The sequence below is a fragment of the Burkholderia sp. Ac-20345 genome, assembly GCF_017104825.1.
Classification (GTDB): domain Bacteria; phylum Pseudomonadota; class Gammaproteobacteria; order Burkholderiales; family Burkholderiaceae; genus Burkholderia; species Burkholderia lata_B.
Genome location: NZ_JAAGPO010000074.1, coordinates 25,017 through 47,593 on the forward strand (window position 1 = coordinate 25,017; position 22,577 = coordinate 47,593).

At 65.4% G+C, this 22,577-nt stretch carries 23 protein-coding genes; 9 read left to right on the forward strand and 14 right to left on the reverse strand.

Annotated elements, in window-relative coordinates; translation table 11 throughout:
- Nucleotides 1-159 precede the first annotated feature (159 nt).
- Nucleotides 160-2,334, reverse strand: a complete 2,175-nt coding sequence (locus G3O06_RS25040; RefSeq protein WP_205817839.1) for a phospholipase C, phosphocholine-specific — start codon at nt 2,332-2,334, stop codon at nt 160-162.
- Nucleotides 2,335-2,563: 229 nt separating this feature from the next.
- On the opposite strand from G3O06_RS25040, the gene G3O06_RS25045 reads away from it, so the two are divergent.
- Nucleotides 2,564-3,481, forward strand: coding sequence for a LysR family transcriptional regulator (locus G3O06_RS25045; RefSeq protein ID WP_205817840.1), 918 nt, complete (start codon nt 2,564-2,566; stop codon nt 3,479-3,481).
- A gap of 95 nt (nt 3,482-3,576) precedes the next feature.
- Here G3O06_RS25045 and G3O06_RS25050 read toward each other — a convergent pair whose 3' ends face one another.
- Nucleotides 3,577-5,217, reverse strand: coding sequence for an L-lactate permease (locus G3O06_RS25050; RefSeq protein ID WP_205817841.1), 1,641 nt, complete (start codon nt 5,215-5,217; stop codon nt 3,577-3,579).
- A gap of 424 nt (nt 5,218-5,641) precedes the next feature.
- Between G3O06_RS25050 and G3O06_RS25055 the strand changes: the two genes are divergently transcribed.
- The gene (locus G3O06_RS25055) at nt 5,642-5,953 is read left to right on the forward strand and encodes a DUF4148 domain-containing protein (protein WP_174916679.1); all 312 of its coding nucleotides are present in this window, start codon (nt 5,642-5,644) and stop codon (nt 5,951-5,953) included.
- 105 nt (nt 5,954-6,058) lie between these two features.
- On the opposite strand, the gene gshA is transcribed toward G3O06_RS25055, so the two are convergent.
- The 3 genes from gshA to ada form a co-directional block, all read right to left on the reverse strand.
- Nucleotides 6,059-7,672, reverse strand: coding sequence for a glutamate--cysteine ligase (gshA, locus tag G3O06_RS25060; protein WP_174916680.1), 1,614 nt, complete (start codon nt 7,670-7,672; stop codon nt 6,059-6,061).
- Nucleotides 7,673-8,136: 464 nt separating this feature from the next.
- Nucleotides 8,137-9,096, reverse strand: coding sequence for an AlkA N-terminal domain-containing protein (locus G3O06_RS25065; protein WP_205817842.1), 960 nt, complete (start codon nt 9,094-9,096; stop codon nt 8,137-8,139).
- Nucleotides 9,093-10,184, reverse strand: a complete 1,092-nt coding sequence (gene ada, locus G3O06_RS25070; protein ID WP_205817843.1) for a bifunctional DNA-binding transcriptional regulator/O6-methylguanine-DNA methyltransferase Ada — start codon at nt 10,182-10,184, stop codon at nt 9,093-9,095. The genes G3O06_RS25065 and ada overlap by 4 nt, the downstream gene beginning before the upstream one ends.
- Nucleotides 10,185-10,615: 431 nt before the next feature.
- Here ada and G3O06_RS25075 point away from each other — a divergent pair, with 431 nt between their 5' ends.
- A complete protein-coding gene (locus tag G3O06_RS25075) occupies nt 10,616-11,029 on the forward strand; it encodes a VOC family protein (RefSeq protein WP_174916683.1) in 414 nt (137 codons plus the stop codon).
- A 25-nt stretch (nt 11,030-11,054) separates the two neighbouring features.
- On the opposite strand, the gene G3O06_RS25080 is transcribed toward G3O06_RS25075, so the two are convergent.
- The 3 genes from G3O06_RS25080 to speG form a co-directional block, all read right to left on the reverse strand.
- Nucleotides 11,055-11,609, reverse strand: a complete 555-nt coding sequence (locus G3O06_RS25080) for a YaeQ family protein (protein ID WP_174973873.1) — start codon at nt 11,607-11,609, stop codon at nt 11,055-11,057.
- Between the two features lie 189 nt (nt 11,610-11,798).
- Nucleotides 11,799-12,146, reverse strand: a complete 348-nt coding sequence (locus G3O06_RS25085) for a hypothetical protein (RefSeq protein ID WP_085043241.1) — start codon at nt 12,144-12,146, stop codon at nt 11,799-11,801.
- A 488-nt stretch (nt 12,147-12,634) separates the two neighbouring features.
- Entirely contained in the window at nt 12,635-13,192 is a 558-nt protein-coding gene (gene speG / locus G3O06_RS25090) for a spermidine N1-acetyltransferase (protein WP_205817844.1), read from the reverse strand.
- 171 nt (nt 13,193-13,363) lie between these two features.
- Between speG and G3O06_RS25095 the strand changes: the two genes are divergently transcribed.
- From G3O06_RS25095 to G3O06_RS49800, 4 genes are all read left to right on the forward strand, one after another.
- Complete coding sequence (locus tag G3O06_RS25095) at nt 13,364-13,501, forward strand: hypothetical protein (protein WP_174916598.1); 138 nt, start codon at nt 13,364-13,366, stop codon at nt 13,499-13,501.
- A 135-nt stretch (nt 13,502-13,636) separates the two neighbouring features.
- Entirely contained in the window at nt 13,637-13,885 is a 249-nt protein-coding gene (locus G3O06_RS25100) for a DUF2795 domain-containing protein (protein ID WP_205817845.1), read from the forward strand.
- Between the two features lie 109 nt (nt 13,886-13,994).
- Nucleotides 13,995-15,353 carry a sensor domain-containing diguanylate cyclase gene (locus G3O06_RS25105; protein ID WP_174985636.1) on the forward strand — a complete coding sequence of 453 codons (1,359 nt, stop codon included), beginning with the start codon at nt 13,995-13,997 and terminating at the stop codon, nt 15,351-15,353.
- 150 nt (nt 15,354-15,503) lie between these two features.
- On the forward strand, nt 15,504-15,626 hold the full coding sequence (locus G3O06_RS49800) for a hypothetical protein (RefSeq protein ID WP_021157980.1): 123 nt from the start codon (nt 15,504-15,506) through the stop codon (nt 15,624-15,626).
- Nucleotides 15,627-15,776: 150 nt separating this feature from the next.
- Here G3O06_RS49800 and G3O06_RS25110 read toward each other — a convergent pair whose 3' ends face one another.
- Both G3O06_RS25110 and mnmE read right to left on the reverse strand, forming a co-directional pair.
- Nucleotides 15,777-16,646: a curculin (mannose-binding) lectin gene (locus G3O06_RS25110; protein WP_254613942.1), complete on the reverse strand. Its 870-nt coding sequence runs from the start codon at nt 16,644-16,646 to the stop codon at nt 15,777-15,779.
- A gap of 284 nt (nt 16,647-16,930) precedes the next feature.
- Complete coding sequence (gene mnmE / locus G3O06_RS25115) at nt 16,931-18,325, reverse strand: tRNA uridine-5-carboxymethylaminomethyl(34) synthesis GTPase MnmE (RefSeq protein ID WP_205817846.1); 1,395 nt, start codon at nt 18,323-18,325, stop codon at nt 16,931-16,933.
- A 345-nt stretch (nt 18,326-18,670) separates the two neighbouring features.
- Between mnmE and G3O06_RS25120 the strand changes: the two genes are divergently transcribed.
- Nucleotides 18,671-19,102, forward strand: coding sequence for a transcriptional regulator (locus G3O06_RS25120; protein WP_174974618.1), 432 nt, complete (start codon nt 18,671-18,673; stop codon nt 19,100-19,102).
- Nucleotides 19,103-19,208: 106 nt separating this feature from the next.
- On the opposite strand, the gene yidC is transcribed toward G3O06_RS25120, so the two are convergent.
- From yidC to rpmH, 4 genes are all read right to left on the reverse strand, one after another.
- Complete coding sequence (yidC, locus tag G3O06_RS25125) at nt 19,209-20,876, reverse strand: membrane protein insertase YidC (RefSeq protein WP_174974620.1); 1,668 nt, start codon at nt 20,874-20,876, stop codon at nt 19,209-19,211.
- Nucleotides 20,877-20,884: 8 nt separating this feature from the next.
- The gene (gene yidD, locus G3O06_RS25130) at nt 20,885-21,151 is read right to left on the reverse strand and encodes a membrane protein insertion efficiency factor YidD (RefSeq protein WP_006750110.1); all 267 of its coding nucleotides are present in this window, start codon (nt 21,149-21,151) and stop codon (nt 20,885-20,887) included.
- Nucleotides 21,152-21,226: 75 nt separating this feature from the next.
- Nucleotides 21,227-21,688, reverse strand: coding sequence for a ribonuclease P protein component (rnpA, locus tag G3O06_RS25135; protein WP_021157986.1), 462 nt, complete (start codon nt 21,686-21,688; stop codon nt 21,227-21,229).
- Between the two features lie 15 nt (nt 21,689-21,703).
- Nucleotides 21,704-21,838: a 50S ribosomal protein L34 gene (rpmH, locus tag G3O06_RS25140; protein WP_004198824.1), complete on the reverse strand. Its 135-nt coding sequence runs from the start codon at nt 21,836-21,838 to the stop codon at nt 21,704-21,706.
- A gap of 420 nt (nt 21,839-22,258) precedes the next feature.
- On the opposite strand from rpmH, the gene G3O06_RS25145 reads away from it, so the two are divergent.
- The coding region (locus G3O06_RS25145; protein ID WP_277403749.1) for a DnaA N-terminal domain-containing protein at nt 22,259-22,577 on the forward strand (319 nt) is incomplete at its 3' end.

Sequence of the window (22,577 nt, forward strand, 5' to 3'; positions counted from 1 at the left end):
GGCGAATGATCCTTATATACCCTCGGCCCGACACATTGTCAACAGTCTTCAGTCTCCAAAAGCCAATTCCGCCTGCCGGAACGCAACCTAAACGCAGCCGGCAGGCGACGGTCGCGCGGCGGGCTGACCTCACCCGCCCCGCGCGACGCGCGGCAGCCGTCAGGCCGTCGTGTGTTTCACCGGCCCCGGATCGCTGTGGCTCGGCCGGCCCGTCTCGACGTGGCCCGCAAAGCGGCGCACGACCTTGTCGTCGCCGCCGCGCAGCGTCGTCGCGGTGATCGTCAGATCGTACCAGCCGTGGCTCGACGACAGCTCGAAGTGATCCTCGATGCGCTCGCCCGGCTCCAGCGTGTAGGTCCGCGCATGCTTGTGGCTGTATGCGTTGTCGACCGTCACGCGGCACGTCGCGCGCCCGCTGTTGCGCAGTTGCAGGTACACGTGGCGGTTGCGCACGTCGTAGCCGATCCGTGCTTCGGGGTTCGCGTGGCGGCTGTCCGCCGCGAGCCGCGTGTTGCCCTGGAACTCGCACAGATAGCCGTTCGGGCCGTAGGCCGCGAGATGGTAGTCGCCGCGCGCGGCCGACGTGTTCCACGTGTCGACGAAGCGGTCGTGCGCGGACACCGCATAGCGGCGCGGCGGCGTCGTCGGGTTGCGGCGGTCGTACACGTAGAACGCGGCGCCTGCGTCACCGGTGTTCGCGAAGTCGAGCGACACGCTGTCGTCGTGCCCGCTCACGCGGCTGTGCACGAACAGCTCGTACGGCAGCGCACGTGCCGGGCGCGTGCCGGGCTCCTGCGCCGGCATCGACTGCTGCGCGGGCACCTGGTACGCCTGGCCGGCCGTCGCGATGTGCTGCGGCACCGTGAAGCTCACCGTGCGCGTGTCGGGGCGCGCGGAGAAGTCGAACGCCGACGTGAGGTCGCCGCAGATCGACCGGCGCCACGCGCTGATGTTCGGCTCCTTCACGCCGAATCGCGCCTCGAGGAAACGCAGCACCGACGTATGGTCGAACGTCTCCGAGCACACCCAGCCGCCCTTCGTCCACGGCGAGATGATGATCAGCGGCACGCGCGGCCCGAGGCCGATCGGCTGGATGCCGCCCGGGTCCGCGCCCGGCACGAGGGGGCTCATCTCGCCCGGGTACTTGTTCAGGTCGAGCAGCTCGTCACCGAGATTCGACAGCAGGTTCGACGACACGATGCCCTGGCCGCCCACACCGCTCGTGACCGGCGGCACCGGCGGCACGACGTGGTCGAACAGCCCGTCGTTCTCGTCGTAGTTGAGGATGAACACCGTCTTCGCCCACACCTCGGGGTTCGACGTCAGCGCCTCGAGCACCATGTTGATGTAGAACGCGCCGTCGGTCGGCGATGCCTGCGGGTGCTCGCTGTACTTGTACGGCGACACGATCCACGACACCTGCGGCAGCCGGTTCGCCTGCACGTCGGCCTTCAGCTCGGCGAGCGTGTGGTCCGACGCGCCCTTGTCGACCAGCGGACCGCTCGCGCCTTCCTTCACCTGGAAGCGCTTGAAGAACATCAGCGAGTTGTCGGTGTAGTTGTCGGTCGGGTCGCCCGGGATGCCCGTGCCGCCCTGGTACACCTTCCAGCTGATCTTCGCGTTCTCGAGGCGTTCGGCATAGGTCGTCCACGTGTAGCCGTTCACGTCGTCGCGCTCGCCGATGCCCGGGCCGTTCGGCGGGCTGCCGTAGATGTTGCGCGGGTCGACCGTGCCGGTCCACAGGTAGATGCGGTTCGGCGCGGTGTCGGCATGCGCGGAGCAGAAGTACGAATCGCAGATCGTGAACGCATCGGCCAATGCGTAGTGGTACGTGAGATCCTGGCGCTTCAGGTAGCCCATCGTCAGCACGTCCTGCTTCTGGTTCACCCACTGATCCCACTGGCCGTTGTTCCAGGACAGGTGGCCGCTGCTCCAGCCGTGGTTGGTACCCGGCTGGAATTCGGTCGTCTGCTTCGGATCGAGGTAGAACGGCAGCACGTACGGTGCCGACGAATCGAGGCCGCGCGAATGGTAGTTCTTCGTGAACACCGACGCCGGCGGCTGCTGCCACACCGGTGCGCCGCTCGGCAGCAGGTGCGGGCGCGGATCGTTGAAGCCGCGCACGCCGCGCAGCCCGCCGAAGTAATGGTCGAACGAACGGTTTTCCTGCATGAAGATCACGACGTGTTCGACGTCGCGAATCGTGCCCGTGCGATAGGCGGCCGGCATCGCCAGCGCATTGCGGATCGCGGGCGGAAAGCCCGCGTAGGCGGCCATCGCGCCGGCCGACTGCGCGGCGAGGCGCAGGAAATCGCGTCGATTGTTCGAGGACATGAAGAGAACCCTGTTGTCGATAGGAGTGGGGGCGCCGGTCGAGCGGGGCCGGCGGTGGTGCGTTGCCGCTATTACCCCGCATCGGCGTGTCCCGGCCGTGACCGGTTACCGCAGGTTTCTTTTGGTTACCCACAAGAATTTTTTCGAAGCGACGCACGACGCGCCTTTCATCCGGCCGACACACGCATGCGCTACGCTGACGCGCGATACAGAGGGGAGAAGCCGAGTCGTGTTCGATCAGCTGAAGGCGTTCCACGCGACCGTCCGGCAGGGCAGCATCACGCGCGCCGCGCGCCACCTGGGCGTGAGCCAGCCGACGATTGCCGCACAGATCCGGCAGGTCGAGCAGGTGTACGGCGTCGAGCTGTTCTACCGCAGCGGCCGCAAGCTCGAGGTCACCGAGACGGGCATCGAGCTGCTGCCGCTCGTCGAGAAGATGATTGCGCTCGAGGCGCAGGCCGACATCATGCTGCGCAACGTCGGCGGCCTGTTCGAAGGCCACCTGCGGATCGGTGCGACGGGGCCGTACTACATCATGGACGCGGTCGGCCGCTTCTCGAACGCGCATCCGTCGATCGCGCTCACGTGCCGGATCGGCAATTCCGAGGAGATCCTGCAGTCGCTGCAGGAATTCCGCATCGACCTCGCCGTCTCGTCGCAGCGCAACGATGCCGAAGGCCTCGAACGCAAGGTGATCTCGACCGACCCGCTCGTGCTCGTCGTGCATCGAACGCATCCGCTCGCGCGTTTCGACGCGATCGAGCCGGCGCAGCTCGCCGACGTGCGGCTGCTGATTCGCGAGGAAGGCTCGGTCACGCGCCGCTGCACGGAGACGATTCTCGCGACGGCCGGCGTCGCGGCCGTCTCGGTGGCCGAGATCGGCAGCCGCGAAGCGATCCGCGAGGCGATCCTGCACGGCGTGGGCGGCAGCCTGTTTCCGCTCGGCGAGGCCGAACGTCATCCGGATTTGCGCGTGATCGCGCTGCGCGGCGTCGACACGACGATCGACGAATACGTGTACTACCTGAAAGCGCGCCGCCAGAGCCCGGCGATCGACGCGTTCCTCGCGTGCATCCTGCCCGCCGGCAGCGACGCGGCCGGGGCGGATGAAGCAGGACGAACGGCGCGGCGGGCAAACGCGCGCTGAACTGCCGCGCGTTCGCCGGTTCCGCACTTGACTGGCGCTTTTCTCGCGCCTTCCCTCGTTTTTCCTCGTGCCTTCCTTCTGTCGTTGCGCTCACATCACTTCGGCAGTGCCGGAATCATCCACGTCAGCACGTGCTGCTGCAGGAACACGAGCACGCCGAGCAGCAGCGTGAGAATCACGCTGTGCCAGAACGTGCGCGCGAACACGACACCCTCCTGCCCTTTCAGGTCCGTCGTCGACACGCCCGTCGCGATGTTCTGCGGCGAGATCATCTTGCCCATCACGCCGCCCGACGAGTTGGTCGCGGCCATCAGCACCGGATCGAGGCCGAGCTGCCGGGCGGCGACGACCTGCAGGTTGCCGAACAGCGCGTTGCCCGACGTGTCGCTGCCGGACAGGAAAACGGCGATCCAGCCGAGCGACGCGGACACCAGCGGGAACAGCGCGCCCGTCGACGCGACACCGGTGCCGAGCGTGTAGCTGATCCCCGAGTAGTTCAGCAGGTACGCGAGCCCGACGATCATCATCACCGTGACGATCGCGATCCACGTCTGCCGCCAGGTCTTCGCCACGCATTCGAAGAAATCGCCGACGCCGGTGCGCGTCAACGCGGCCGTGACGATCGCGGACAACAGGATTGCGGTACCCGTGCCGAGCGGCTGGAAGTCCCATATCGCCGCATAGGGCTTGTGGTACAGCGACACGAACACCGCGTTGTGCAGGCCCGGCCACTTGATCTTCACGTCGCCGATCGCCGCGATGTTCGCGTGCACCCACACGATCACGACCACCGACACGACGAGCCACGGCAGCCAGCCGCCGAAGCCCGCGCGCGCGGCGCCGGCCGTTGCCGGCACGCTGCGCGCGAGCGCGTATTGCGGATCGGGCTGCGGCTTCCACAGCTGCAGGAAGCCGATCGTGACGATCAGCGACGTGAGCGACGACAGCACGTCGGTGAGCTGGTAGCCGAGGAAGTTCGACGTGACGAACTGCGCGATCGCGAAGCTGCCGCCCGACACGAGCAGCGCGGGCCACAGCTTCGAGATCGAGCGCAGCCCGCCGTATGCGCCGACCACGTAGAACGGCAGCAGCAGCGCGAAGAACGGCAACTGGCGGCCGACCATCTGCGCGAGTGTCGCGGGCGGCAGCGACGTCACCGCGCCGAGCACGGTGATCGGCACACCGAGCGCGCCGAACGCGACCGGCGCCGTGTTGAACAGCAGCGTATAGGTGAGCGCTTCGAGCGCGGGGAAGCCGAGCGCGATCAGCAGTGCGCTCGTGATCGCGACCGGTGTGCCGAATCCCGAGATCCCTTCGAGCAGGCAGCCGAACGAGAACGCGACGACGAGCAGCACGAGGCGGCGATCGTCGGGCAGGTTGTCGAGCATCCACTGCCGGAACTGGTCGAAACGGCCCGACTTCACCGCGATGTTGTACAGCAGCAGCGCGTTGAAGACGATCCACATCACCGGCACGACCGCGAGCGCCATGCCCGCGCCGACCGCGTTGAACGCGAGCCCGGCCGGCATGCCCCATGCACCGATCGCGACCGCGAGGCCCGCGACGAGCCCGGCGAGCGAGGCCTGCCACGCGGGGCGGCGCAGCACGCCGAGCGCGATCAGCGCGACCGCGATCGGGATCGCGGCGACGATGAAGGACAGCAGCAGCGAGTTGGCGACCGGCGTCAACGGCTGTGCGAAGACGATGCCGGGCGGTAGGGCGTCGGTGGGGTTCATCGTGTCTCCAAAGTCGCCCCGGGTCGGCGCTGCCGCGCCCTCCCGGATTCGGTACAAAGCGGTCGTTCTCCGGTCACGACAACGATCAGGCGCTTGCGCACGCAACGACGTCGCCCGGCCAACCGATCGGTCGCTTAAAAGAGGTTAGGAGGCGCGCGGCGCTTGTACAAGGGGGACAAGCCCGATGCGTGCCGACCCGATACGGAGCGACCGCCACACGCTGGCCGGCAGCGGTCAGGCCGCTGTCGCATTCGACAGGAAACCCGTCACGAGCGGCTCACGCGTGCAATGTTGCACATGCGGCAAAGGTGCCTGACGGCGGGCGGGATGTTTCGTTTGGCGTCCGAAGCCTAGACTGGTCGCATCGATTCCGCCCGCGCCTGCCACTGCAGGCACGGCACCGGAACCTCTGGGAGTGAACACGATGAAGACGATGAAACAGGCGGCATGCGCATGCGTGCTGATCGGCGCGGCCTTCGCCGCTCACGCGCAGGCCGCATCGACGCTGACGCGCGCCGAGGTCCGCCAGGAACTCGTGGAGCTTCAGGCCGCCGGCTACCGGACGAGCCTCGCCAGCAGTCCCGACTTTCCGGAAACCATGCAGGCGATCATGCACCGTGCCGCGCAGGCACGCGGCGAGGACGCCGGCTACGGCAGCGAAGGCGGGGCAAACGTGGAATCGGGCAAGCCGGCGCTGCCGCACGCGATCGATCGCGGCACCTACGCGCATCACTGACGGCTGATCGAACCGGATCGAGCGCACAACGGTGCGACCCGACCGGCGACGGAGATACGACGCATCGTGCACCGCGCCGACCGACGCGGTGCACGTGCGCAAACATCACACGCTGAAGCGGTTCAGCGTATAGGCGCGATAGGCCGCGACGAACGCGTCGAACGATCCGGCCTCCTTCGCTTCGAGCTCGGCCTGCTCGGCCAGCGATTTCGCGGCGAGCGCCTGCTCGGTGCGCAGCGTATCCGCCGACGGCGGATGTGCGCGGAAATGCGCGGCATGCGCTTCGCTCTGCGCCAGCGCGAACCCGAGGAACGACTGGCCGCGCTCGCGCATCGTGCGCAGCACGTGCGCCGACGGCGTGCGCTCCGGATCGGCGAGCTTCTCGCGTTGCGCGGCGATCGCGCGCACGTGCTCGTCGCCGCCGCGGATTTCGTCGAGACGGCGGCCGATGGTTTCGATGTCGGCCATCAGCTCATCCGCCCATGCCTGCAGCGTGACCGGCTCGCCGTCGCGCTGCAGCGTGAGCCCCGGCTTGCGCCCTTCCATCGTCACGCTGCCGAAGTTCGCGTTCGCTTCCTTGTACGCGGGGCAGTCGAGCGCCGGGCTCTCGTCGAGCGCGCACGCGAGCAGGAACGCGTCGATGAAGCGCGCGGTTTCCAGTGCGATACCGGTCGGCTCGAACGGATCGATGTCGAGACAGCGCACCTCGATGTACTGCACGCCGCGCGATGCGAGCGCATGCAGCGGCCGCTCGCCCGAATACGTGACGCGCTTCGGCCGGATCGTCGAGTAGAACTCGTTCTCGATCTGCAACACGTTCGTGTTGATCTGGATCCACTCGCCGTCGCGATGCGTGCCGATCGCCTCGTAGGCCGGATACGGCTCGCTCACGGCCTTCGACAGCGCGTCCAGATAGCCGGGCAGCGTGTTGTAGTCGACGTGCAGCGCAGCCTGGGCGGTCGTGTTCGAGTAGCCGAGATCGCTCATCCGCAGGCTCGTCGCATACGGCAGGTACAGCGTATCGGCATCGAACGTGTCGAGCTTGTGCGGCTTGCCGCGCAGGAACTTCGTGTCGAGCGCGGGCGACGCGCCGAACAGGTACATCAGCAGCCAGCTGCGGCGGCGGAAGTTGCGGATCTGCGCGAGATAGCGCTCCGACTGGTAATCGACGAGCGTGGCCGTCGAGCCTTCTTCCGCATGCAGGCGCCGCCACACTTCCTCGTGCAGCGAGTAGTTGTAGTGGATGCCGGCGATGCACTGCATCGTGCGGCCGTAGCGATACGCGAGGCCGCGCCGGTACACCGTCTTCAGGCGGCCGATGTTCGACGTGCCGTAGTCGGCGATCGGGATCTGGTCATCGGCCGGCAGCAGGCCGGGCATCGAGTCGTTCCACAGCATCTCGTCGCCGAGCGACGCATACACGTAGCGATGCAGATCGTCGAGACGTTCGAGCGTGATCGCGGCGTCGCCTTCCGCGGGCGTGATCAGCTCGATCAGCGCTTCGGAATAGTCGGTCGTCAGCGACGGATGCGTGAGCGCCGAACCGAGCGCGCGCGGATGCGGCGTGAACGCGATCATCCCGTCGCGCGTCACGCGCAGGCTTTCCTTTTCGATGCCGCGCAGGCCGTCGGGCAGATGCTGCCGCGTCGGGCCCGAGCTCAGTGCTTCGAGGCGATTCAGCAGCAGTTCGGACTGGCGGTGAGTCATGGTGTTCGACATGGAGACGCAAGTGCGTGACGGCCGCGCGCAGAACGCCGCGCGCGGCCGGCTAGATTGTTGGTCGCTTCGTTGGTAGCGGGCACTTTAACATCTCGCCGAAACACGCGCTTGACGTGGCTCCGGGCATGGTGCGCAGGCCGGAGCGGGCCGCCGGACGGGCCGGTCGCGGCGGTCGCCGCATCTGCCACCGGTTCCAGGCGGCGGCGACGGGCACGCTGGTTACGCGAATTCGTCCGACGGAACGTGACGCGCGAACGGGTGGCGGCAGGTGCAACCGTGCCGCCGAATCGATCGCGGAAAGCGGGGCAAGCGGGCAATGCGCGCCCGGCATCCTGCGGGCGACGGATGCGCTGAATTGCCGTGACGGCCAATGTCAGGCGAATAGCCTGCGCGTGTCGCCACGACCCGCGCAACGGGTTGCATCGCGGCCGCGTCAGGTCGCACCCGGCCGCGAGCCTCGGCGATCACCCGCCGCGCGCGCCGCCCGCCCGGTCGGCCACTTCGTTCCACAAATGCAGCGCCGCGTACGCGCGCCACGGCCGCCAGCCTTCGGTGCGGTGCTTCTGGGTCGCGAGCCGGTCGAGCGCCGGATCGCGCGCGGCGATCGACTGCATCAGCACGAGGTCGGAGGCCGGCCATGCGTCCGGATCGCGCCATGCGCGCATCGCGATGTATTCGACGGTCCACGGGCCGATGCCCGGCAGATCGAGCCACGCACTGCGCAGCGTCGCGAGATCGGCGTGCTCGCGATCGACCGGCACGTCGCCGGCCGCCACCGCGCGTGCCACGCCGGTCAGTGCCGCCACCCGCTTGCCGGGCATCCCGATCTTGTCGAGATCGCAGGCGGCCAGCGCGTCGGGCGTCGGGAAACGCCACGCGGGCATGCCGTCGTCTTCATGAACCACACGCTCGCCGGCGCGCTCGACGAGCCGGCCGACGATCGTCGTCGCGGCCTTCACGCTCACCTGCTGGCCGACGATCGCGCGCACGGCCAGCTCGAACCCCGACCATGCACCCGGCACGCGCAGCCCCGGCGCGGCTTCGACGAGCGGCGCGAACCACGGATCGCGCGCCAGCCCGCTGCCGATGGCGGCCGGATCAGCGCCGACGTCGAACATCGTCGCGACGCGCGCGGCGAACGCATCATCGACATGACGCGCAACCGCGCCTTCGACCGTGGCAACCAGGCAATGCTTGCGCGGATGTTTCGCGACCGTGAGCCGGCCGGCGTCGCCGTGCAGGTCCACGATGCGGCGATACACGCCGTCCGCCACCTGCTCGACGCCCGGAATCGCGCGCCCGCTGAAGAAGCGCAGCACGCGCGCCCAGTCGTAAGGCGCATTGAAGCGCAGTTCCATTTGCGCGGACGGCGGCACCTGGCCGCCGTTCACGATGGACGTAATCGTTGTTTTTGCGATGCTCAAACTGCGCTGCCCTCCGCAACGGATTCGGTTTCATCGTCATGCACATGCCGCGCCTCGGACGCGAGCAGCGTCGCCTTGCGGCGCACGCCCCAACGATACCCGGAAAGCGCGCCGCCCTTCTGTACGACGCGATGGCACGGGATGGCGAGCGCGACCGGGTTCGACGCGCACGCGGATGCGACGGCGCGCACCGCACGCGGGGAGCCCAGCGCCTCGGCGATCTCCGAGTAGCTGCGCGTTTCGCCGTACGGAATATGCGTCAGCGCTTCCCATACGCGCTGCTGGAATGCGGTCGGCGCGATGTCGAGCGGCAGGTCGAATGCGTGCCGCGTGCCGTCCAGGTACGCGCGGATCTGCGCGACGAACGGCGCGAGCCGTGCCGACGCTTCGACCAACTCGGCGCGCGCGAACGCGTCCTTCAGCTCGCCGACGAGCGCGGCCGGTTCGTCGCCGAACGCGATCCGGCAGATGCCCTGTTCGGTCGCGGCGACGAGCACCGTGCCGAGCGACGTCGATGCGGTCGCAAAGTCGATCCGGAGACCCGCCCCCTGGCGGCGGAACGCCGACGGCGCCATCCCGAGCTCGCGCGGCACCGACGCATAGAGCCGCGACGGCGAGTTGAAGCCCGCGTCGACGGCCGCCTGCGTGACCGGCTGCCCGCTTTGCAGCGCCTGCCGCAGCGCGGCGCCGCGCTGTGCGGCCTGGTACTGCCGCGGCGACACGCCGACCACACGCTTGAAGAGCCGCTGAAGGTGAAACGGGCTCACGTGCACGGCATCGCTCAGTTGCTGCAGCGTGAGCCGCTCGGCGTGCGCGTCGAGCACCGCACACGCGCGGTTGACGATCTCGAGCTCGCGCGGCAGCCCTTCCGGCTGGCAGCGCTTGCAGGGCCGGAAGCCGGCCGCACGTGCGGTGGCCGTATCAGCGAAGAAGGACACATTCTCGCGGCGCGGCTGCCGCGACGCGCAGGTCGGGCGGCAGAACACGCCGGTCGTGCTCACGGCGTAGAAGAACGCGCCGTCCGCATGCGGATCGCGCTCGGTAACGGCGCCCCAGCGGGCATCATCGGTCGGATAGGCGGTTTTCATCTGAACCTCGCACTCTCTAGTGTAGATGGTGCCTACTCTAGACATCGGCACGTGCCGTCGCGCCCTGAATCTTGCTCTGTGATTCGCCCCGGACAATCGGGGGCGCATCGATTAAGAATAAATCCGACAAAACGCGCGCGCCGGCTGCTCCAGCGCGGTTTTCGTCATCGTCCCGTCACCATTTTGCTGCACTGCGGATGCGACAAATCGCCGTCCTGACGTTTTTTTGCATTCGGAATATTGCGTCGCACCATTGCCGTGTGTATAGTTGGAACTGTCTCCTCCATGTCTCCTCCTGATATGGATTAAGCCCGTTCCGCTCTGCGTGAACGGGCTTTTTTTCGTCCGTCGATTGTGCCGCGTTCCGGCCGGCGGCGCAGGCACGATGCGTCTACACTCGATGCTCGTGGATTGCGAAGGAGAGCCTGCCCATGAAACCGACCATCCGCGCGATCGATCACATCGTGCTGCGCGTGACCGACATGGCCGCGATGACGCGCTTTTACTGCGACGCCGTCGGCTGCCATGTGGAGAAGGAACAGCCCGATCTGGGCCTCGTACAGTTGCGCGCCGGCGACGCGCTGATCGACCTGTTGTCGGTCGGCGGCCCGATCGACCGCCCCGACAGCGGCCCGCCCGGCACGGGACGCAATCTCGATCACCTGTGCCTGCGCGTCGAGCCGTTCGATCCCGACGCCCTGACCACCCATTTCGCCGCGCATGGCGCACGGCCGGGCGCACCCGCGGAACGCTACGGCGCCGGCGGCTACGGGCCGTCGATCTACCTGTTCGACCCGGAAGGCAACATGCTCGAATTCAAGGGGCCGCCGGCCGCGATCGGCTGAACGCGGCCGGCCGTCGCGCGGGCCGTCACGCGTCCGCGCGCGCCTTCAGCACCGTCCATTCGACCGCTACCGGATCGTGGTCGGCGCTCGAAATCCACGCGGTGCCGTCCTGCACCGTGCACTGCAGGCGCATCGTGCGCTCCGCGAGTTTCCCGAGCGCGGCTGCGACGCCGTCGTTCAGCGACAGCACCTGCACGTTGCGCAGCCGCTCGACCTTGCTGCGCACGCCCTGCCACCAGATATCCGACGTCTTGCCGCCGTATGCGATCACCGTGACCTGCCCGGCGCGGCCGGACGCCTTCGAGATGCGCCGCTCGTCGGGCTGGCCGGCTTCGATCCAGACGTCGATCGCGCCCGTCAGGTCCTTCTGCCACAGATCGGGCTCGTCGACGTCCGACAGCCCCTTGCAGAATTCGAGCCGCTCGTGCGCGAACAGCGCGAACGCGACGATGCGCACCATCATCCGGTCGTCGGTTTCCGACGGATGGCGCGCCACCGTCAGCGCGTGATCGGCGTAGTAATGCCGATCCATGTCGGCGATTTGCAGTTCGGCTTTGTAGATCGTGGATTTCAGCGCCATGCGGATGCGGCCCGGGCGGGCATTCGGTTCGGTCGGGCCGTGATGATACCGAATGCGCGCCGTCCGGCGCGTGTCACACGCGTTTCACAGCGCAACGGCCCGGCATGAGCCGGGCCGTGTTCGGTTCGCGCCGCCGGCTCATCGGGCCGGCGCGCTCGCGCGTCGTGTGACGGCGCAGTGAATGGACGGTTATTGCTTGACGAAGCGCGAATCGGTCCAGAGACCCTGCTGGTCGCTGTTGTCGGCGCTGACGAACTGCACGTCGCCCTGGTCGACCGACACCACGCGGAAGCGCTGGCCTTCCGGCACGGACAGGCAACGGAAGTCGTCGAAGTACTGCTGCTTCGCCTGCGACTTGCCGTCACGCTCGTGACTCAGTACGGAGTCCAGATTGTCTTTCGACAGGCAGCCCCATGCGTTCTTCGTCAACTGGATTTCCTGCGTCGGCTTGACGGCCGAATCGCCGCCGGCCTGGGCAATCGATACCGCGCAAAATGCGCCGACGAGGGCAAAAAGGATACCGGTACGCTTCATCATGTTCTGTCTCCAGGCTTGCGGGCACCAGGCTTGGGTTAGCTATGTGCTTAAAGGTGATCGTCAACCCACATTTTTCACTTTAGAAGACCGGCAAGCGATAGCAAGCACATTTGTTGTGCGACCGCAATAGCGGCGGATTGTCGCACCCCGCGCGCAGCCCGTTTTTTGCACCATGCGCAGGCGAGGCAACGCGCACCTCCCGTCAGGCAGGCCCGCACCGCCGGGCGGAAAGCGTTGCGCAGCAAGACTTTCAGCAAAGTTACAATGCGGCGATTGAACGGTTTGGATAATCCATTTCGCTATCCGGATCATTTTGATGCGCCGCACATAAAGTCATCCGAAACGATTCGACTTTACCGCAACGCGGAATCGCATTTACCTGATACAAGAAAAATGCCAGGTATAAGCGAATCCGTATTTATCCGTACTTCTCCGCATGCATGCAGCGCCCGCGGAAGCCTCACCGCAAGCGCCTTTCGTCAGCGTGTTTACCCTGCTTTATTTGGGCCGGATTGCTGACGCTCGAAATAATCGCGCTGAAAGATGCACATGCGATAAGCGTTGTGATACGCGCCGTTTCCGAAAAATTCTTCCTTCAATTCGGCCTCGTGCTGGAATCCGCATTTCTCGTACACATGAATCGCCGCCGCATTCGACGTATCGACGATCAGGTACAGCTTGCGCATGTTCAGCACCTTGAACGCGTATTCGATCGCGAGGCGCGTCGCCTGCCCTGCATAGCCGCGCCCCTGGCATTGCGGCGCGATGATGATCTGGAACTCACCGCGGCGATGGATGTAGTCGAGCTCGATCAGCTCGACGAGGCCCACCAGTTCGCCTTGCGCGTCGACCGAGACGAAACGGCGCTCGCGCTGGTCGTGCACGTGGCGGTCGTACAGTTGTGACAGTTCCGAGAAGGTTTCGTACGGCTCCTCGAACCAGTAGCGCATGATCTTTGCGTCGTTGTTCAGCTCGTGGACGAAGCGCAGGTCCTGGCGCTCCAGCGGCCGCAGCGCGAGCGTGTTGGTATCGTTCTGGAGTTGCATGTTCATGTCCTTTTTGATGCCCGCGCACATGCGGCAAGGCCGCGTCCGGGCCTGTTTCGCACTGTAAGAAATTGAACGCGGGCGAAGTTCAGAGCCTAGAATGGGAGCAAGGGTTCCTGCCACCGCGAGGAGGCTATCGTGTTCGAGCAAGTCATACTCGGAATTTTCCTCGTGCTGCCGCTCGTGATCGTGGCGGCGCTGTTTTCCGACGAACTTTGGCAGGAACATCGGCGTCAGCATCCTCGCGACGAAAACGCACCGCACATCGACTGGAAGCATCCGTGGCGCCGCGTGCGACGCGAGCATTGAGTCGATCGCCGTTCATCCGCGGGGCGCGCCGGCCCGGCCGCCCTGGCATGTGAACGCCTGATGCGCCCGGTAAAGCACCAGAATTCCGCCTCGATCCGAATACCGCTCAACCCGCTCACTCCGCGAGACACCGCCGTGAACGACCAGCCCGCCCAGCCTCCGCACGACATTCCCAACGAAACGATCGACCTGCAGATCACTGACGTGCTGGCGGCCGTCCACTACCCGGCCAACAAGGATGCGATCGTCGATGCCGCGCGCGACGCCGGCGCCAGCAACGAAGTGCTGTCGATGCTCGACGGCCTGCCCGAACAGGACTACGCGGACGTCAATGCCGTCACGCACTGGGTCGCCGGCAACTTCGGCCCCGGCCTCGGAGTTTGAGCGCGCGCCCATAACGCGATAGGATCAGGCCGCACCGGTCGCGCAGCGGCCGGCTGCCTGTCGCCCGGCGCAAGACCGGGCGTTTCCGCCTACGTGCCCGGGGAACTCCATGGAAGGCATCCTGATCCAGCACACGACACGCCGCCAGCTCTGGTTCGGCGCACTGACGGCACTCGTCATCGTGCTCGCGCTCGGGATTGCCGCGCCACACGCGAACGTTGTGCTGCCGGCCGTCGAGCCGTTCATGCCGATGTGTGCGCTCACCGTGTTCACCACCGCGAGCATCGCGGCGTTCTTTCTCGGCGCGCAGTTCACCGTGACGCGCCAGCCGGTGCTCGGCGCGCTCGGCGGCGCCTACGCGTTCACCGCGCTCGCCGTCGCGCTGCAGCTGCTCACCTTTCCCGGCGTGTTCGCGCCGCACGGGCTGTTCGGCGCGCAACCGCAAAGCGCCGCGTGGATGTGGATCTTCTGGCATGCCGGCTTCCCGGGTTTCGTGATGGTCGCGCTGCTCGCGCGCGAGCGGCTGGCGCGCGCACCGATCGGCGCGCAGCAGACACGCTCGTGGACGGTCGTGCTGATCGGCGGGCCGGCTGTCGTCGCCGGGCTGCTGTGCCTGTTCGCGCTGAATGTGTCGCTGCCGCCCGCGTTTCATCCGCCGGGCGACGCGGCCGTGCTGCCCGTCAACGCCGTCGCGCTGGTCGTGTGGCTGCTCAATGCGCTGGCGCTCGTGGCCGTGCTGGCCACCGGCCGGCTGCGCACGACGCTCGACCTGTGGCTCGCGATCGCGGTGCTCGCGTGCCTCACCGACACGACGCTGAACCTGATGAGCACCAATCGCTTCACGGTCGGCTGGTATCTCGCGCGCATCTTCAGCATGTTCACGCCGGGCGTGCTCGTGTGCGTGCTCGCGTGGGAAGTGACGATGCTGTACCAGCGGCTGTTCGAGGCGCACGCGACGCTGATCCGTTCGTCAGCGCGCGACGGCCTGACGGGCGCGTTCAACCGCATGCACTTCAACGATCATTTCCACACGCTGTTCCTGCAGGCGCGACGGCAAGGCGAACCGCTGTCGCTGCTGATGGTCGACGTCGACCGCTTCAAGGCCTACAACGACGCGTTCGGTCACGTGAAGGGCGACGCGTGCCTGATCGCGGTCGCGAATGCGCTGGCCGGCGCGGTACGGCGGCCGGCGGACATCGTCGCGCGTTACGGCGGCGAGGAGTTCGCGATCGTGCTGCCGAACACGGGCGCGCGCGGTGCGCGGGTGGTGGCCGAGGAAGCGCGCGAAGCGGTGCTGCGGCTCGATCTCGCGATGCCGGCTGCGCCGGCTGGGCGCGTGAGCGTGAGCGTCGGCTGCGCGACCGTGTCGGCCGACGATCTGTCGACGCCCGATGCGTTGATCGAAGCCGCCGATGCCGCGCTGTATCGTGCGAAGGATACGGGGCGAAACAGGGTCGTCACCGCCTGAAAACGTCTGCGGTTTGCGTATTTGTTACGGTCATTGTGACCGGAATAATCCGCCGTTACGGATTGCGGAACAGGGAAACGATCGCTTACAGCCGGTGTTGCGCGCGCTCGCTATGCTGGGTTCCATATTGAACCCACGCAGGTGAACACGATGAAGAAGACCCTTTTGCTGATTGCCGGCGTCGCCGTGCTGTTGAGCGGCTGTATCGTGGTGCCCGATGGTGGCGGGTATTACGGTGGTGGCGGGTATTACCATCACCGTCATTGGGATTGATGACGGGATGACGGCCTTGTAACTGGCGAAGTTGTTGAAACAGGAGGGGCGGGATAAGCCCGCCCCTTCATCACGATGATCGCCATCGTCAGCGTCCGTCGCGCAGGTCACGACGCATCACGCTGGCTCATCTCGTATCGGCTGCGCCGATCAGAATGGAAGAGAGATGATCGCTCCGCCGCACGCACCGATGCACCACCCCTGGCCAGGGCCACGGTGGTCCTTGTAATCCGGGTGGTTGTACCCGGCCAAACGATCCCAACTGGGCGTCTGCACATAGATCACCAGGTTGCCATCCGGCTGGAATGCGAACAAGGCATTGCTATTTCCGCCCGTGTTGGTTTTCCAAATCGGCGTGCCGGCATCGTTATACAACACGAAATTCCCGTCGTTCTGCATCCATGCGGACGTTACACCTTTGCCTGCCGTGCCCGTGTTCCAGATCGGAGCACCATTCTTGTACAGTACCAAGTTCCCATCGGCCTGCAGAATGAAAAAGTATTGCCCAATCGAATAACTCACCCCAGCCGTCAGCTTGGTGTTCGGATAAAGGACACGAGCCTCGTTTGATTGCATGCTCGAAACATCGCTCGTCTTGCTATCCCAAATGGGACGCATCCAGTAGAAGACAATATTTCCGTCATCCTGAACATTCAGAAACGAGTTGGAGCGCTCCGTCTTGATTACCCAGATCGGACGGTTATCATCGGTATAAAGCACGAAATTTCCGTCCGGCTGCATAACCGCACGTGTCACGCCTTTCCCATTGGTCTTTGCTTGCCACACGACCTGGCCGTTGGACGCATAGAGAACCAGGTTTCCGTCTGACTTCTGCAGCGTCAGGCAATACTGGTTGTTATCGGAACATACCGACTGTCCCGCCCACATCGTAACACCAGGTTCAAGATGCTTTGCGAATGCAAGCGATTGAAAAACCAAGAAAATAAAAGCAAAAACAGACAGCTTTTTCACGCCTTCCCCCGGAATCAGTTGAGTTTGATAGTTCTCTTCTTTCTTCACATCAACCTGCGCGACGCAATCCTACATTTGTTCATACTAATGAGGCAAGATTTTTATCGCACGTGTGAGATCCCGGAATTCAGCACACATTTTCTGCTCAACGCACAATCGATTGGCCACTGCGATCAGTGCATCTTTCAAGACAAACCGCGTTCAATATTTCGAAAAAACCAGCAACGACAAATTGCGCTCCGTGGGCAGGAGCGTCAGTTGCTTCCCGGAGTCACCAAACAGGACAGACACTGACTTCGCCAGAACGACTCTGGCTCCATCGATAGACGGTGTCACTTCCCGATACAAAACCTGCTGAAAATCACCCCCAGCAGATCATCCGAAGTGAACTCCCCGGTAATCGCATTGAGCTTTTCCTGCGCGAGCCGCAGTTCCTCGGCAAACAGATCGAGTGACTGCGCGCGCTGCTCCGCATGATCCGCCGCCTGCGCCAGATGCTCCTGCGCGGCCCGCAGCGCGATCAGATGCCGTTCGCGCGCGAGATACACGCCTTCCGCCCCCGACTGCCACCCGGCAATCCGCAGCAGCTCCTCACGCAGCATGTCGATCCCGTCGCCGCGCTTCGCCGACAGATGCACCTCGGTCAAATCACCTTCCGCCGCCGGATGCTCGACGCACGCCGCCACACCAGTCAGATCCGTCTTGTTCAGTACGCGCACCACCGGCACGCCGCCCGGAAACCGCGCCGCGATCGTCTCGTCGTCCGCCGTCATCCCGTTGCGCGAATCCAGTAGATGCAGCACAACATCCGCCCGCTCGATCTCGCTCCACGTCCGCGCGATACCGATCCGCTCGACCTCGTCCTCCGTCTCGCGCAACCCGGCCGTATCGATGATGTGCAGCGGAATCCCTTCGACCTGGATCGTCTGCGCGACCTTGTCGCGCGTCGTGCCCGCGATCGGCGTGACGATCGCCAGCTCCGCGCCGGCCAGCGCATTCAGCAACGACGACTTGCCGACGTTCGGCTGCCCCGCGAGCACGACCGACAGCCCTTCGCGCAACAGCGCCCCTTGCCGCGCATCACCCAGCACGTGCGCAAGCTGCGCACGAATCTTCGCGAGCTTGCCGCGCGCGTCGGCCGCTTCCAGGAAATCGATCTCTTCTTCCGGAAAATCGAGCGTCGCCTCGACCAGCATCCGCAGCGTGATTACGTCGTCGACGAGCGCATGGATCTGCCGCGAGAACGCACCATCGAGCGAACGCCCAGCCGAACGCGCGGCGGCTTCGGTACTCGCCTCGATCAGGTCAGCCACGGCCTCGGCCTGCGCGAGATCGAGCTTGTCGTTCAGGAACGCGCGCCGCGTGAATTCGCCCGGCTCCGCGAGCCGCAGCCCGAAACCGCGCCCCGCATCGAGGCAGCGCTGCAGCAGCAGTTGCATCACGATCGGCCCGCCGTGCCCCTGCAGCTCGAGCACGTGCTCGCCGGTGTACGAATGCGGTGCCGGAAAGTACAGCGCGATCCCGCGATCGAGCGGCGCGCCGTGCTCGTCGAGGAACGGCACGTAGCTCGCGTGGCGCGGTGCGAGCTTCTGCCCGCACAACGCGTCGATCAGCGGCAACGCGGCCGCCTCGCCGCCGCGCCCGAACGACACGCGGACGACCCCGATGCCACCCCGGCCGGCAGCAGTGGCAATGGCGACGATCGGATCGGAATCGGTAGCGAGCATGGGAATCGGGTGAATTGGATGAATCGGGTGATCGATGAATATGGTGCGCCCGCGCAACAGTTTGGGCATCGGAACGCCGGCATTGTAGCGTGCCGGCACACACGTCACCGGCCGCCACGCAGGATTCGGACACGCTCGAATTTATCCCGCTGGGGATAAGCCAAGTATCAGCCCAATACCATGTCGCAATCACCGTTTCGGACGAGTATGCCTGCTGGAGCGGCTCAACACTGTGGCCCTCAATTCAACAGCCCACCTTGACCAAGACTGGGATTCGTCTAAACGAGATACGTTTATCCCGAATGGTTGTCTGAAACGCGGCGGTGGAATTGCACAATCTCCCCCATGCCGACATCCGAAGAAAAAGCCGCGTTCTCGGAACGCCTGAAATTCGCCCTGCGGCGCAGCCCGGAGAAGGTCACCGGTGCGACTGAGCTGGCGAATCGATTCAATCTGCGCCACCGCGGAGCGCAACCCGTGTCGCCGCAAACCGCGCACAAATGGCTGACGGGCCGCACGATCCCGACGTCGGACAAACTCGCCACGCTCGCCGAATGGCTGCGCGTCGAAGTCCACTGGCTGCATTACGGCCCGTCGCCGAGCGTGATCGAACACCCGACGCCGCAACCGCTGCCGCGCGACGAACGCTATCCGCCGACGCCCGAAACGATCGAACTCGCGTCGAAGATCGAAGCGTTGTCGCCGCATCATCGCTACCTCGTGCAGGAACTGGTCGAGCAGTTCTACGGCGACTCGGGCGACGCGAAGAAGGGCTGAGCCCGCACCACCGAACCCGCAAAAAGCAAAAAGCCGCATGGGCGAACCATGCGGCTTTTTTCATGCATCGCGGGGCGAACGCGCCGCCCCGCGTGTGCAACAGGCCTCAGGCCGCTTTCTTCTTGGCCCCGCCGAGCTTGCGCGTGATGTAGTACTGCTGCGCGATCGACAGCACGTTGTTCACGACGTAGTACAGCACGAGGCCGGCCGGGAAGAAGAAGAACATCACCGAGAACGCGATCGGCATGAACTTCATCATCTTCGCCTGGACGGGGTCCGGCGGGGTCGGGTTCAGGCTCGTCTGCACGTACATCGAGACGGCCATCAGCACCGGCAGGATGAAGAACGGATCGCGCTGCGACAGGTCGTGAATCCACAGAACCCACGGCGCGCCGCGCATTTCGACCGACGCGAGCAGTACCCAGTACAGCGAAATGAACACCGGGATCTGGATCACGACCGGCAGGCAGCCGCCGAACGGATTGACCTTCTCGGTCTTGTACAGCTCCATCAGCGCCGAGTTCATCTTCTGCGGATCGCTCTTGAAGCGTTCGCGCAGCGCCTGCATGCGCGGCGTGATTTCCTTCATGCGCGCCATCGACTTGTAGCTCGCAGCCGACAGCGGGAAGAACACGGCCTTGATCAGCAGCGTGAGCAGCACGATCGACCAGCCCCAGTTGCCGATGTAGCTGTGGATCTTCTCGAGCAGCCAGAACAGCGGCTTCGCGATGATCGTCACCCAGCCGTAGTCCTTCACGAGTTCCAGGCCCGGCGCGATGCCTTCGAGCATGCGCTCTTCTTCCGGACCGGCGAACAGGCGAGCCTGCACGTCGGCCGACTGGCCCGGTGCGATCGCGGCGACCGGCTGCTTCACGCCGACGCGGTACAGCGTCGGATCGATCTTTTCAGCGTAGATGTCGCGCTTCACGCCCTGCTGCGGAATCCAGGCCGACGCGAAGTAGTGCTGCACCATCGCGACCCAGCCGTTGTCGGCGGAGGTCACGTAGTCGGCCTTGTTCTTGTCGAGGTCGCTGAAGTTGATCTTCTGGAAGTGCTTCGCATCCGTGTAGACCGCCGGCCCGAGGAACGTGTGCGAGAACATCGGCGTTTCGACGGCCGTGTTGTCGCGGACGAGTTCCATGTAGACCGTCGGCGTGACAGGTGCCGTGCCGACGTTGTCGATCTTGGTGTCGACGCCGATCACGTAGCTGCCGCGCGTGAACGTGTAGGTCTTCACGACCTTCACGCCGCCCTTCACCGGCGATTCGAACGACAGCTTCAGCGTGTTCTGGTCACCCGTCATCGACGTCGAGCCCGCGTTCAGCTGCGAGTAGATGTCGTTGTGGTTCGGGAAATCGCCGCCGAGCAGGCCCGAGCGTGCGAGATACGTGTGGCCGGCCGTGTGGTCGAACAGCGTGATGTACAGGTCGGGCTGCTTGCCGTCGCCTTGCTTCTTCAGCGTCAGCTTCGCGAGCGTGCCGCCGCGCGTGTCGATTTCGCCGTCATACACGTCGGTCGAGAACTTCACGAGCTGCGCCTGGGCGGCCGGTGCCGTCGTCGACGGTGCGGCGCCGGCTGCGGCGGCAGGCACTTCACCTGCGGTCGTCGTCGTCGCGCCCGTGCCCGATGCACCGCCGGCCGCGGCCGCGGGGGCCGTCTGCGTGGCACTCGGGAAGAACATCGACGGGCGTCCATGGGACCGCTGCCAGTTGTCGTACAGCATGACAGCTGACATGAAGAAGATCACCCATAGGACGGTGCGTTTGATATCCATGCGTTGTCTCAGAGTCGATGGGACCGCGCGTCGGCTTCGCCGCGAGCGCGAGTGTCGGAGTTGGGCGGCGGGACGAGGTCGATGCCGCCCGCGGAAAACGGATGGCATCGGCACACGCGCCTGACGGCGAGATACGTGCCGCGCGCGGCGCCATGATACTGGATTGCCTCGCGCGCGTAATCCGAACAGGAAGGATAAAAACGGCAACGGTTGCCGAGCATAGGGCTCACGGCAACCTTGTAGAAGCGCAGCAAGGCGATCAATACCGTTTCCATACCTTGGGCGACGCCGTTCGGCGCCGCGTCAAAACCGGCCGGGCAGGCGCGAACGCCGCACCGCGGACGGATGCGTCACTCGGACGCGGGCTTCGACGCACGGCGAGCGATCTCCCGGACTGCCCTGTCGAGCAGTTCGCGGATCTCGGCCGCGCACATCGCCGCGAGCGGGGCGGAAGCCGCGCTCGGCAGCGCTTTCTTGTCGAAGCGCGTGTGCTGCCGCAGCAGCAGGTCGTAACCGGCGAATTCGGCCCGGCGCAGGCGAAACGCATCGCGCGCCAACCGCTTCACGAGGTTACGAGTCACCGCACGCGGCGCATACTTCTTGCCGACGACGAGCCCCAGACGCGCGGGCTGACCGGTCGGCTTGCCGTAAATCACGAAGTGCGCGGAGCGCCGCCAAGGACGCAAACGAAAAACGGATGAAAATTCATCCGTTTTCAGAAGTCGCGCAGCTTTCGGGAAGGCGGCTTTCGTCTGCGACGGATTCGCACCCGGCTCGACGGCACCTTCCGCAGGACTGCGGACGGCGGACACAGCGCGCAACCTGCCTTAGATGGCGAGGCGCTTGCGGCCCTTCGCGCGGCGAGCGTTGATGACCTTGCGGCCACCTGCCGTCTTCATGCGGACACGGAAGCCATGGGTGCGCTTGCGGCGCGTCACGGACGGTTGGTAAGTACGTTTCATGATGTTCTCACTTGTTCGAGAATGTCGAAATTCAGGGGACCGCGTGCCCTAACCGGAGGCATTCGGGCGAACGCAATCGCCGGGAATACAGGATTGGTTTTCGCGGAACCCGCTATTTAAACCGTTTTTCTGTTGACGGTCAATACTTTAGGAGTCGCTCGCCTGTGCCCACCCCGGGCGATCCGGCCCCGCGCCCCACACAACCGGCCTGTGGATAACTCGCGCTGTGGCCGCGTTTGGCGGTAGAATCTCGCCTTATCTCCAAGAATCCCGCACGCCGCTTCGGCTCGCGCCTGCCCCTCCACGACTGTGACGCAGGCGTCCGAGGCACGCTCGCACGACCGCTTCGGGCCTTGTTGCGCTACCGCGACAAGGGCGCCGGCGAGCCGCGCTGTGCACGCAAAAAACGACAGTTACTTGATGAACGATTTCTGGCAACACTGTTCCGCACTGCTGGAGCGCGAGCTGACGCCCCAGCAGTACGTGACGTGGATCAAACCCTTGGCCCCGGTGGCCTTCGATGCGTCGGCGAACACGCTGTCCATCGCCGCGCCGAACCGCTTCAAGCTGGACTGGGTCAAGAGCCAGTTTTCGGGACGGATCACCGATCTGGCCCGGGAATTCTGGAACACGCCGATCGAAGTCCAGTTCGTCCTCGATCCCAAGGCAGGCATGCGCAGCGCCGCTACCGGCGCAGCACCGGCCGCGCCGCGCGCGCCGCTGGAGCCGAGCGGCACCG